Source organism: Mucilaginibacter sp. (assembly GCF_964263795.1).
Classification (GTDB): Bacteria; Bacteroidota; Bacteroidia; order Sphingobacteriales; family Sphingobacteriaceae; genus Mucilaginibacter.
Genome location: NZ_CAXVWK010000006.1, coordinates 16,012 through 27,647, shown reverse-complemented (window position 1 = coordinate 27,647; position 11,636 = coordinate 16,012). Strand labels below are relative to the sequence as shown.

General features: G+C 44.7%; 10 protein-coding genes. 9 read left to right on the top strand and 1 reads right to left on the bottom strand.

From position 1 onward, the window contains the following. Window positions 1-83: 83 nt before the first annotated feature. From ACE5CV_RS00455 to ACE5CV_RS00420, 8 genes are all read left to right on the top strand, one after another. Entirely contained in the window at window positions 84-821 is a 738-nt protein-coding gene (locus ACE5CV_RS00455) for an EcsC family protein (RefSeq protein WP_374948178.1), read from the top strand. Between the two features lie 42 nt (window positions 822-863). Then, window positions 864-2,144, top strand: a complete 1,281-nt coding sequence (locus tag ACE5CV_RS00450) for a DUF5690 family protein (protein WP_374948177.1) — start codon at window positions 864-866, stop codon at window positions 2,142-2,144. Between the two features lie 212 nt (window positions 2,145-2,356). After that, on the top strand, window positions 2,357-3,586 hold the full coding sequence (locus tag ACE5CV_RS00445; RefSeq protein ID WP_374948176.1) for a BamA/TamA family outer membrane protein: 1,230 nt from the start codon (window positions 2,357-2,359) through the stop codon (window positions 3,584-3,586). A 52-nt stretch (window positions 3,587-3,638) separates the two neighbouring features. Beyond that, window positions 3,639-4,937, top strand: coding sequence for a DEAD/DEAH box helicase (locus ACE5CV_RS00440; RefSeq protein WP_374948175.1), 1,299 nt, complete (start codon window positions 3,639-3,641; stop codon window positions 4,935-4,937). A 74-nt stretch (window positions 4,938-5,011) separates the two neighbouring features. Next, window positions 5,012-5,542, top strand: a complete 531-nt coding sequence (locus ACE5CV_RS00435) for a DinB family protein (protein WP_374948174.1) — start codon at window positions 5,012-5,014, stop codon at window positions 5,540-5,542. Between the two features lie 217 nt (window positions 5,543-5,759). After that, window positions 5,760-7,226, top strand: a complete 1,467-nt coding sequence (locus tag ACE5CV_RS00430; RefSeq protein ID WP_374948173.1) for a hypothetical protein — start codon at window positions 5,760-5,762, stop codon at window positions 7,224-7,226. 46 nt (window positions 7,227-7,272) lie between these two features. Beyond that, window positions 7,273-9,060: a translation elongation factor 4 gene (gene lepA / locus ACE5CV_RS00425; protein WP_374948172.1), complete on the top strand. Its 1,788-nt coding sequence runs from the start codon at window positions 7,273-7,275 to the stop codon at window positions 9,058-9,060. Window positions 9,061-9,118: 58 nt separating this feature from the next. Next, entirely contained in the window at window positions 9,119-10,000 is an 882-nt protein-coding gene (locus ACE5CV_RS00420; protein ID WP_374948171.1) for a bifunctional 5,10-methylenetetrahydrofolate dehydrogenase/5,10-methenyltetrahydrofolate cyclohydrolase, read from the top strand. A 66-nt stretch (window positions 10,001-10,066) separates the two neighbouring features. Here the strand turns inward: ACE5CV_RS00420 and ACE5CV_RS00415 are convergent, their stop codons facing one another. Beyond that, window positions 10,067-10,828 carry a hypothetical protein gene (locus ACE5CV_RS00415; RefSeq protein ID WP_374948170.1) on the bottom strand — a complete coding sequence of 254 codons (762 nt, stop codon included), beginning with the start codon at window positions 10,826-10,828 and terminating at the stop codon, window positions 10,067-10,069. Window positions 10,829-10,992: 164 nt separating this feature from the next. On the opposite strand from ACE5CV_RS00415, the gene ACE5CV_RS00410 reads away from it, so the two are divergent. Continuing rightward, window positions 10,993-11,616 carry a 7-carboxy-7-deazaguanine synthase QueE gene (locus ACE5CV_RS00410; RefSeq protein WP_374948169.1) on the top strand — a complete coding sequence of 208 codons (624 nt, stop codon included), beginning with the start codon at window positions 10,993-10,995 and terminating at the stop codon, window positions 11,614-11,616. Window positions 11,617-11,636: the final 20 nt, after the last annotated feature.

Here is an 11,636-nt window from a genome sequence, read left to right as displayed (position 1 = left end):
AATAGTTAACACACTCAAATAACGCCCGGCCTAAACAATCGGGCGTTATTTATTTTGGCTGGTTAGTTTAATATTATTGTGCTATGATACCTTATGAAGAACAAGCCTTAACAGAGATGAATGCCTGGCAGCAAAAGATGCTGAAAGCGCCGTCGTTAGCTAACCGGTTGGCTAAATCGCTGCAGGGAAAGATCAATAATTTGATACCTGAAAAAGTACATCAGGTAATAACACTAACCATCGAAAAAATGGTTAAGGCAACGCTCTTCGGCATTAAATATACTACATCAGTTAAGTTACCGCCGGATGCTTTCCTCCTGCTGCGCGAAAGCTATGCTAAACGCGAAATTGATATCTATAAAAAAACAGCTTCGGTTGAGGGTGCCATAACTGGCGCGGGAGGCATTTTAATAGGCTTTGCTGAGTTTCCCGTTCTTATCGGCATAAAAATGAAATTGCTTTTCAACATGGCATCATTATACGGTTATGATTTTAAAGATTACCGGGAGCGGCTTTTCTTGCTCTACATTTTTCAGCTTACCTATTCCAGCCAGCAGCGCCGTAACGAGATCTTTATGCTGTTGCAAAACTGGGATAATTACTTGCTCACTTTGCCGGCAAACGCCGATGAATTTGACTGGCGCATCTTTCAGCAGGAATACCGTGATTACATCGACCTTGCTAAAATGGCCCAGCTCATTCCATTGATCGGTGCCCCGGTTGGCGCTATTGCCAACTACCAGTTAATAGCCCAACTGGGTAACACGGCTATTAATTGTTTCCGGATGCGGTTTTTTAGTCAAAAGCAACTGGCCGGCTAACCCGACTTTTTTACTCCCCGCTAAATTTGATTACCTTCCCGCATGTTATCTGCACCCCGTAAAATAGGCGGCAACAGCGTACAAGTAAGCATCTATGCAGCTGTAGTCGTTTTCCTGGCTTATACCATGATCTTCGGTTTCCGAAAATCATTTACTGTGGCCACATTTGACGGGCTTACCGTGGGCGGCTATAGCTACAAAACGTTACTGGTAGTCAGTCAGGTGTTGGGCTATATGCTGGCCAAATTCTATGGCGTTAAATACATTGCCGAATTAAAACGCACCGGCCGCGCATCGGTGATATTTTTGTTAACGGGTGTAGCGTGGTTTAGCTGGCTGGGCTTCGCATTGGTTCCCGTGCCTTACAACATTATTTTTCTATTTATAAATGGCTTTCCGTTAGGGATGTTGTGGGGCGTTGTATTTTCATATATCGAAGGCCGCAGGGGAACGGATTTTATTGGTGCCACGCTGGCGGTAAGCTTTATTTTTGCCTCCGGGTTTGTGCGGTCGGCCGGCGGGTGGTTAATGCTTCGTTTTGGAGTTACTGAATTTTGGGTGCCGTTTTTTACCGGACTGCTATTTGCAGGTCCGCTGCTGCTGTTCGTGTACCTGATGGAAAAGATCCCTGCGCCAGACGTAGCTGATATAAAAGACCGGATGGAACGTACCCCGATGGCTAAAGACCAGCGGCGCACATTTGTACGCGCTTTTTTACCGGGTTTGGCAACTTGTGTACTCATCTATACTTTTGCGACAATCTTTAGGGACATCCGCGATAATTTCGGAGCCGAGATGTGGAAGGAAATGGGCTTTTTTAATCAGCCTGCTATTTTTTCAAAAACCGAAACCCCTATTACGCTGATCATTCTCGTTTTCATTGGCAGTATGGTCATGATCCGCAATAGTTATAGGGCGTTGATGACAGCGCATGCTTTTATATTCATTGGCTTTTTGCTTGCCGGCACATCCACTTTATTATTTAGTGCAGGGAATTTAGCGCCGGTTTGGTGGATGACCATCGTTGGCCTCGGCTTATACATGGTTTATATCCCTTTTAACGCCGTGTTTTTTGAACGCCTGATAGCAACTTTTAAATATGCCGGTAACGTTGGCTTTTTGATCTACCTGGCAGATTCTTTCGGGTATGTGGGCAGCGTAAGCGTCTTGTTCGCTAAAGAAGTATTTAAAGTACAGCTTAACTGGGTCGAATTCTTTTCAAAAAGCGTTATCGGCCTGTCTGCTATCGGCGTTGTGCTTACCGTTTTTTCAGCTGTTTACTTCGCCCGCAAGTATTCGGCGCTTGCAAACGCTGAGCGTTAGTATCACTTTAACGATCAAATCATCATTTAAACGTCACGACTGGATTGCCAGAAAACATATTTACAGGTTTGGAGTTAAGATTTGTTAATTAGATCACAAACTTAAAACGCCCACCACTGAAAAATCATCTAACATACCGTTCAACGATCAGTTTTGTCAAGGCCGGATTGACCATCTCCTTTCTAGCGTTAGTTACTGTTGCAAACGCCCAGGTGCAAGTACCTTCCGATACATTAAAAGCAGATAACCCGCAGATTGAAGCCAAAAAGGCACCAAGATCTGTAAACAGGCAGTATGATGTTGCCGACTTGTTTCGTGACATTTTCCATCCGGGCAAACAGCCTGATACGCTTAAAAAGCCATCAGGTATAACTATCATCCCAAACATTGCGTCGAACCCCAGCATCGGGTCGCAAATTGGTATTAAGGCGGTTGCAGGCCGTAAGTTAGGTAACGATCCAAACACGCTGTTATCTGTAGCGGCAACGTCGGTCTCTATCACTACTAAAAATATCATTTATTTTTATGTTAACCACAATATTTACACGCCCGGTAACAGGTGGAATTTTCAGGGTAACATCGTAGCCGCTAAAACGGTTACTCCTGATTTCGGTCTTGGTATAGGCCAGCCGTCCGGCGGTAATGCAGACGATCAGGTTTTGGCTAATGCCGAACGGAAAGGCCGGGCATTGCATTCCCTATTTTTTAACGTGCGTGAAAAAGCCTATAAGGAAATTGCTAAGGGGCTTTTTGTTGGTGCCGGTGTGTCGTTTGATATTCGCAGTAAAATTGAGGATAAGAATTCCAAAACCGCCACACCTTATAGCATTTACAACGACAGGTATGGTTTTGACCAGGACCATTACCAGGCAAACGGGTTGCTGTTTAATGTGCAGTATACTACGCGAGATAACCAGAACCGGGCTTACAAAGGTATCTACGTTGATGCAGGTTTCCGTACCAACCAAACCTGGATGGGCAGCTCAAAAAGCTCACTGCAATTTGTTACCGATTTTCGTAAATACTTTAGCTTATCGTCTACCAATCCGGAGCATGTTGTCGCGTTTTGGAATTGGGGCTCATACCTGTTAAGCGGTGCCGTACCTTACTTAGAACTACCGGGTACAGCTAAGGACGGATCTTTCAGAAGCGGCCGAGGCTACACTACCGGCTATTTCAAAGGCACTAATTATAACTACTCTGAAGTGGAATACCGCTTCCCTATCCTTAAAAACAAGTTCATTAGCGGTGTTACCTTTTTTAATTTACAAACCGCTGATGATCTGCAAGGCACCAAACTGTTCGAAAAATGGCAGCCCGGCTACGGAGGTGGCTTGCGGGTATTGTTTAACAAAGCAACGCGCACCAATCTCTGCCTGGATTATGCATGGGGTAAATATGGTGCCCGCGGCTTTTTCTTGGGGCTGAACGAAGCGTTTTAACCTGCTAATAATAATCGGTTATCTTTGCAGCATTCCTAATCAACAGTAAATAATGCAGCAGGCACTTCAAAATCTTAAAATTGCAAAACTTAACACCATGCAGGAGGCAGCCATTAAAGCTGCCGACAAAGGTGACGTGATCTTACTATCACCCACCGGCTCGGGTAAAACGCTCGCTTTTTTACTGCCTTTGCTTGGCTCGCTTAATACGGATATTAAAACCGTTCAGGCGCTTATTATGGTGCCTTCGCGGGAGTTGGCGCTACAAATAGAACAGGTGTTCAAGGCGATGGGTACGGGCTTCAAAGTGAATTGCTGTTATGGCGGCCACCCGTTAAAGATCGAACTGAATAACCTGTCGCACCCTCCGGCAGTTTTGGTAGGTACACCCGGCCGTTTAGGCCATCATCTCCGCCGCGATACATTCGACACATCTGAGATACATACCCTGATACTGGATGAATTTGACAAAGCGCTTGAATTTGGCTTTCAGGAAGATATGTCATACATTATCAAACAGTTGCCTTCGGTAAGGAAACGTATGCTTACATCGGCTACCCAAATGAACGACATACCTGGCTTTACCGGCATCCGCAACCCTGTCAAGCTGAATTTTCTGGATAATGTAGCATCGGCACCTGATTTGAAACAAAAAGCGGTAGTATCGGCGCCTGCCGACCGTCTTGAAGCGCTTTTTGCGCTGTTATGCAAAATCAGTGACAAACCCACGCTTGTATTTTGTAATCACCGCGATGCTGTTGAACGCATCAGCGATCTGTTGTATGACATGGGCTTACCTCACGATATCTTTCATGGCGGCATGGAGCAGGACGACCGCGAGCGCGCATTGCTTAAATTCCGCAACGGGAGCCACCGCATCCTCATCACTACCGATCTGGCATCACGCGGGCTGGACATACCAGAAATTGAGCACGTGGTGCATTATCAGTTGCCGCATAACGAAGAAGCCTTTACCCACCGTAATGGCCGTACAGCGCGGATGCATGCCAAAGGCACCTCCTACCTTATGCTGTCGCCTGATGAGTTACCGGGTTACCTTACCACCATGCCCGAAGCTGAGGAACTGCCTGCAAAAACAATAGTGTCCGCCCCTTCTCCCTGGGCTACTTTATATATCGCTGCGGGTAAAAAAGACAAGATTAACAAAGTTGATATTGTTGGGTTGTTACTTAAAAAGGGCGAATTGGCCAAAGATGATCTCGGGTTGATCGAAGTTTTAGACCACTCATCATACGCCGCCGTTAACCGCAGCCAGATTGAACGCGTGGTTGCTTTGGTAAAAAACGAAAAGATAAAAGGCCGCAAGATCAAAATAGAGATATCGCGGTAGATTATTTAGAAGTTGTGTTTGTCGCAAATAATTTAAATGAAGTATCTTCGTCAAAACACTAAAATCCTAAAATCATGAAAAAAATTTCCTTAGTTACTTTAATGGTGATGCTGTTTGCAGGCGTTTCGGCATTTGCGCAAATTACCAAAGATCAGGCTGTTGCAGAGTGGACCCGTGCCAAAGCTTACACCAAGGCTTATTTAGACGCTATGCCGGCAGATGGCTATTCGTTCAAAGCCACTCCGGAAGTGCGCACCTTTGCAGGTCAGATGCTGCACCTTGCTGATGCTAACTACTTTTTCGTTGGTACCGCCAGCGGGAAGGAAAGCCCCCTTGGTAAAAACGTTTCTTTAGAAAAAACTGTAGCGCAAACCAAGGATGCGACCACCAAAGCTGTTTTAGACAGCTATGACTTTGCTATCGCTGCTATACAGGGAATGAAAGATGCACAATTGGGTGAAATGGTAGCCGTAGGCGATAAAATTAAAGCTACCAAAGGCCAGATGCTGGCTAAAGGCTTCGAACATCAAACCCACCACCGCGGCCAAACTACTATTTACATTCGTTTAAAAGGTGCTATTCCTCCAAACGAAATGTTATTTTAACTGATAGACAATTTTACAAAACCGCGCTTTAACAGTGCGGTTTTTTGCTTTAAAGCAATTTGGCTGGTAATTTAATGCCGATACTAGTTACGTGTAGTCGTTTATGTTCAAAAAGCATTTGATCCTTTTCATTTTCTTGCTTCTAGCGCTGTCGCAATGCAATATACCGCCTGCTGGCCGGGGGCAGCATGATCAGCTTTCTTATGCATCAAATACGGTGCCGCTCAAAAATATGTTTGGTGTAAATGGCTATGAATGGAATTTCCTGGAAGATCCGGCAGCGCCGAACAACCGCGATGTCATCTTTGAAAAGAACATGGCACTGATCAGGAATTTTAGTGCCGTGCGTCACTACATGAACTGGACCAAACTGGAGAACACACCTGGTAATTACACCTACAACCCTACTTATAACGGCAGTTGGAATTACGATCTCATCTACACCCGCTGCAAGCAGGATAGTATTTTGGTATTGGCTGACTTGAAAAACCTGCCAGTATGGATGATGGAAACTTATCCATCCGGTGAGCAGGATGACGAAAATGTGCCGGCTCCGTACAGTTCTGACAGAAGCAAGCCATCATCTTACCTGGTGCAGGCGAAAATGGCCTTTCAATTTGCCGCCCGTTATGGTTATAATAAAAATGTAAACCAGGCGCTTGTAAAGGCAGATCAAAGGCCAAGATGGAAGAATGACCGAATCAATGAAGTAAAGATCGGTATGGGCCTGATCAGCTACATAGAGTGCAATAACGAGCTGGACCGCTGGTGGAAGAGCGACAAAGCAACCCAAACAGCCGAAGAATACGCAGCCAATCTCTCCGCTTTTTACGATGGCCATAAAGGTACAATGGGCGCAAACGCAGGCGTTAAAACAGCCGACCCTAAAATGCTTGTTGTGATGGGTGGTTTAGCAACTGCCGATGCGGGTTATGTGCAGCGGATGATAGATTGGTGCAAAGTACACCGGGGGTACAAGCCCGATGGCAAGGTAAATCTATGCTTTGATGTGATCAACTACCACCTTTATGCTAATGACGGAAATATCTTAAAACATACTAAGGCAACAAGAGGCACCGCGCCCGAGCTTTCACAGGCAGGCGAAATTGCAGATTCGTTTATAAAAGTGGCTAATGGCATCCCGGTTTGGGTTACTGAAACGGGTTATGATATTAACCCCGGCAGTTACCAGCATGCTCCATCAATCGGCAACAAAACGGCTTTAGTTACGCAAGCCGACTGGACATTGCGTTCTGCCTTGTTTTACATTCGACACGGCATTCAAAGACTTTTCTTTTACCAGTTGTTTGATGCCTTTCCCGGTAAAGCGGAGCAATACGCCACTTCGGGATTGGCAGAAGGTACCAAACGTCGCCCCGCCGCTGATTATATAATGCAGGCCGATAAACTGATGGGCAATTATTTATACAAAGGCACCATCAACGCCGACCCGCTTATAGATAAGTTTCAATTAGGGAATAAAAGGATGTACGTACTCACCGTACCTGATGAAACCGGCAGAACGGCCAAATATCTGCTTGACCTGGGTAAGGCAAAGCATGCCGTAGTGCACACCTTAAAAACTGGTGCGGATGCTATGGATAAAAAAGTGGTTGCCACAGTTGGTGGTAAGCTAAAAATCACAGTAACAGAAACCCCGGTTTTCGTAGAGGCAGCCGATTAATTTTACATGCCGATTTATCCGCCTAAAAAGTTATTTTTGCGGCTGAATGAAGCACATCCGTAATTTTTGTATCATAGCACATATTGACCACGGCAAAAGTACCCTTGCCGATAGGTTATTAGAGTATACCAATACCATTACCCAACGCGAAAGCCAGGCACAATTGCTTGACGATATGGACCTGGAGCGTGAACGTGGTATCACTATAAAAAGCCATGCCATCCAGATGGATTATGAGCTTGATGGGCAAAAATATATCCTTAACCTGATCGATACACCCGGCCACGTAGATTTTTCTTACGAAGTGTCGCGTTCTATCGCCGCCTGCGAAGGTGCTTTGCTCATTGTGGATGCTGCACAGGGCATCCAGGCACAAACTATATCTAACCTTTACCTGGCTTTAGAGAACGACCTGGAGATCATCCCTGTACTAAACAAGATGGACCTGCCCGGCGCAATGCCTGAAGAGGTAAAAGATCAGATAGTAGAACTTATTGGCTGCAAGCGCGAAGAAATTTTAGCTGCATCCGGTAAAACCGGTATGGGGGTCCATGATATCCTGCGAGCCATTGTTGAGCGTGTCCCCGCCCCTGTTGGCGACCCGGAAGCGCCTTTACAGGCCCTGATCTTTGACTCGGTATATAACTCGTTCCGGGGTATTGTGGCTTATTTTAAAGTTGTGAACGGCGAGATCCGTAAAGGCGATAAAGTAAAATTTTTTGCTACCGAAAAACAATACATAGCGGAGGAAGTTGGTACGCTTAAACTAAAACAACAGCCTAAAGATGTAATTAAAACCGGTGATGTGGGTTACATCATTTCGGGTATAAAAGAATCGCGCGAAGTGAAGGTTGGTGATACCATTACCACTATAGCCCGCCCATGCGAAGGCGGGATCCAGGGTTTTGAAGAAGTAAAACCAATGGTGTTTGCGGGCATTTACCCGGTTGATACCGAGGATTACGAAGAGTTGCGCGAATCGATGGCAAAACTGCAATTGAACGATGCTTCACTGGTATTTGAGCCGGAGTCATCAGCGGCACTGGGTTTTGGTTTCCGTTGCGGTTTCCTGGGCATGCTGCACATGGAGATCATCCAGGAACGCCTGGAGCGCGAGTTTGATATGACGGTGATCACGACCGTACCAAACGTATCCTACATTGCACATACTACGCGTGGCGAACCTTTTATAGTAAATAACCCATCAGATCTGCCTGACCCAAGTAAGATAGATTTTGTTGAGGAACCTTATATTAAAGCAACCATCATTACCAAAGCCGAATTCGTCGGCCCGGTAATGTCGCTTTGTATTCAAAAACGCGGTTTTATCAAGAACCAGTCTTACCTCACCTCAGACCGTGTTGAACTGGTGTTTGAGATGCCGATGGGCGAGATCGTGTTCGATTTTTACGATAAGCTAAAAACCATATCAAAAGGTTATGCATCTTTTGATTACCACCAGATAGGTTACCGCCAGTCGGATCTTGTCCGCTTGGATATTAAATTAAATGCCGAGCCTGTTGATGCTTTGTCGTCGCTGATCTTCCGCGGTAACTCTTACGATTTTGGTAAAAAGATCTGCGAGAAGTTGAAAGAGCTTTTGCCCCGCCAGCAATTCGAGATCATTATCCAGGCTTCAATTGGTGCCAAGATTATCGCCCGCGAAACGGTTAAAGCTTTACGTAAAGACGTTACCGCTAAATGTTATGGTGGCGATATCTCGCGTAAACGTAAGCTGTTGGAAAAACAGAAAAAAGGTAAAAAACGCATGCGCCAGGTGGGTAACGTAGAGATACCACAAAGCGCTTTTATGGCGGTGTTAAAGTTAGATTAAAGCAATAGACTAAGATGAAGGATTAAGTCTTTTTATCTTTTATCCATATTCCTTGAACATGCAATTACTCGACGGAAAATACGTATCAGAAAAATTAAAGGTTGAAATAGCTAAAGAGGCTGCTACAATACTGGCTGCTACAGGCCGTAAACCCCATTTGGTAGCCGTATTAGTTGGCCATGATGGCGGCAGCGAAACCTATGTGGCCAGCAAGATGAAAAACTGCGAAAAAGTAGGCTTTAAATCATCGCTGGTTCGTTATGAAGATACGGTAACCGAAGAGGAATTACTTGCTAAAGTTGCCGAATTAAATGCTGACGGGGATATTGATGGCATAATTGTGCAACTTCCTTTGCCAAAACATATTGACCCGGAGAAAGTAACAGAACGCATAGATCCTAAAAAAGATGTAGACGGTTTCCACCCTGTTAACCTGGGCCGCATGCAGCGTAATTTGCCATCTTTCATCCCGGCTACCCCTTATGGTATTACGCTGATGTTGAAAGAATACGGCATCGATACAGCTGGCAAACACTGTGTGGTTGTGGGCCGCAGCAACATCGTAGGCTCCCCTATGAGCATTTTAATGGCGCGTAACACTACTCCCGGTAACTGTACGGTAACTATTTGCCATAGCCGCACACCTGATATTAAAAAATTCACGCTGGATGCTGATATCCTGATCGTAGCCATCGGTAAAAAGAACTTCATTACCGCAGATATGGTGAAGGACGGTGTCGTGGTTATTGATGTGGGCATGAACCGCGAAATATCTACCTTAACCAAATCCGGCTACAAACTTTATGGCGACGTTGATTTTGAAGGCGTATCGCAAAAGGCTTCATGGATAACCCCTGTACCGGGCGGTGTAGGCCTTATGACGATCATCGGATTGTTAAAAAACACTCTGGCATCGGCTAATAAAGAAGTTTACAAATAGGAAGTGGTTTATTGGTAATTGGTCACTAACCATTCACCTAATCAACTTTATAATATTTATCGCCCCTTAAAAATCGATCTTTAAATTCATCAGCGCCGGATCCTTTATCACTTCATCCATACTGGTTGTCAGTGTCACCTTGCGCCTATCGGCAGAAAGTACAGCTCGGGCGTTGCTCACCTTTTTTACCGGCCTGGCAAAATTCAAAACCACTTTGTACGGCATATCTATCAGCATAGCTTTAGCAATAGCCAGTTTTGATCCGGTGCTTTTTAAAAAAGCATTGAACTTGTCCTTATCAACTATCCGGTAGAATTTGTTAGGCGTAATATCGTAATTATAATAACTTTGGCCGGTTATAAGTGGCTGTGCATCAAAGTTTTTAACCGCGTTGTTTTTAGCAACACTGTTTAACTGGTTGTTCATGGACATGCTGCTCAGGTGTCGGAGGTAGTATTGCAGATCGTTGCTGTCTTTTGCCTCGTGTTTAATGCTCACCTTCATAATGTTCTTATTCAGGTTCATCTTGATAGTCAGGTCGCTGCCTTGCGCCATTTTCATATCATTAATGGTCATTTTATTGGCAATGCTATCAGGTAATGCGCTGTAAAAGTTCAGGGTGGTATCTTTTATCAGCCCGAATTGTGGTGTATCCCTTACAGAATCAGTCATAAGGTTAGTCAGCACCGAAACGGCCTTGCCCATATCAAAACCGTAGGTGACATTGCAGGAGCCGTCGGGCCTGAATACATAGCGCTCTTCGATATCAACGCATGAGCTTAAGCCCAGCAAAACGAAAAATAGAACCGCGAAGTAAAGTTTTTTCATATTGCTTTAATTTAAAGGTAATTATAGTGAATTATATTGAGAGAAACACACAGGTGCATTGTTCAATTTTTTCTTGTTGAAATGTCAATTTTGACATACTTACCATCCATTTGTAGTTTAGGCTTTTAGCTTTACGCCTTAAAGGCTTACCTTTGCGCCCTATTATGGCACATCAGGTTCCGGACGACGGCACATTGCTTCCTTTAATGGAAGAGTTTTATACGATACAGGGCGAGGGATATAACACCGGCAAGGCTGCTTATTTTATCCGTTTGGGTGGTTGTGATGTTGGCTGCCATTGGTGCGATGTTAAAGAGAGTTGGGATGCCGAAATGCACCCGCTTACCCATTCTGATACCATCGTGCAAAATGCCTTGCGTTTTCCGTCTAAAGCGGTAGTTATAACCGGTGGCGAACCACTAATATACAATCTTGATTACTTAACACAAAACCTTCAGGCACAGGGCATAAAAACTTTTATTGAAACATCCGGTGCCTACCCGCTTTCAGGTAACTGGGATTGGATCTGCCTTTCGCCTAAAAAGTTTAAAGCGTCCATTCAGCAGGTTGCCGATGCCGCAAATGAATTGAAGGTGATTATCTTCAATAAATCTGATTTTGCCTTTGCCGAGCATCATGCTAAATTAGTAGGACCTAATTGTAAATTATACCTGCAGCCCGAGTGGTCGAAAAATAAAGAAATGACACCGCTTATCGTTGACTACGTAATGGCTAACCCGCAGTGGGAAATATCTTTGCAAACGCATAAATATTTAAATATCCCGTAAAATTGTAACTTAGTGTGTTG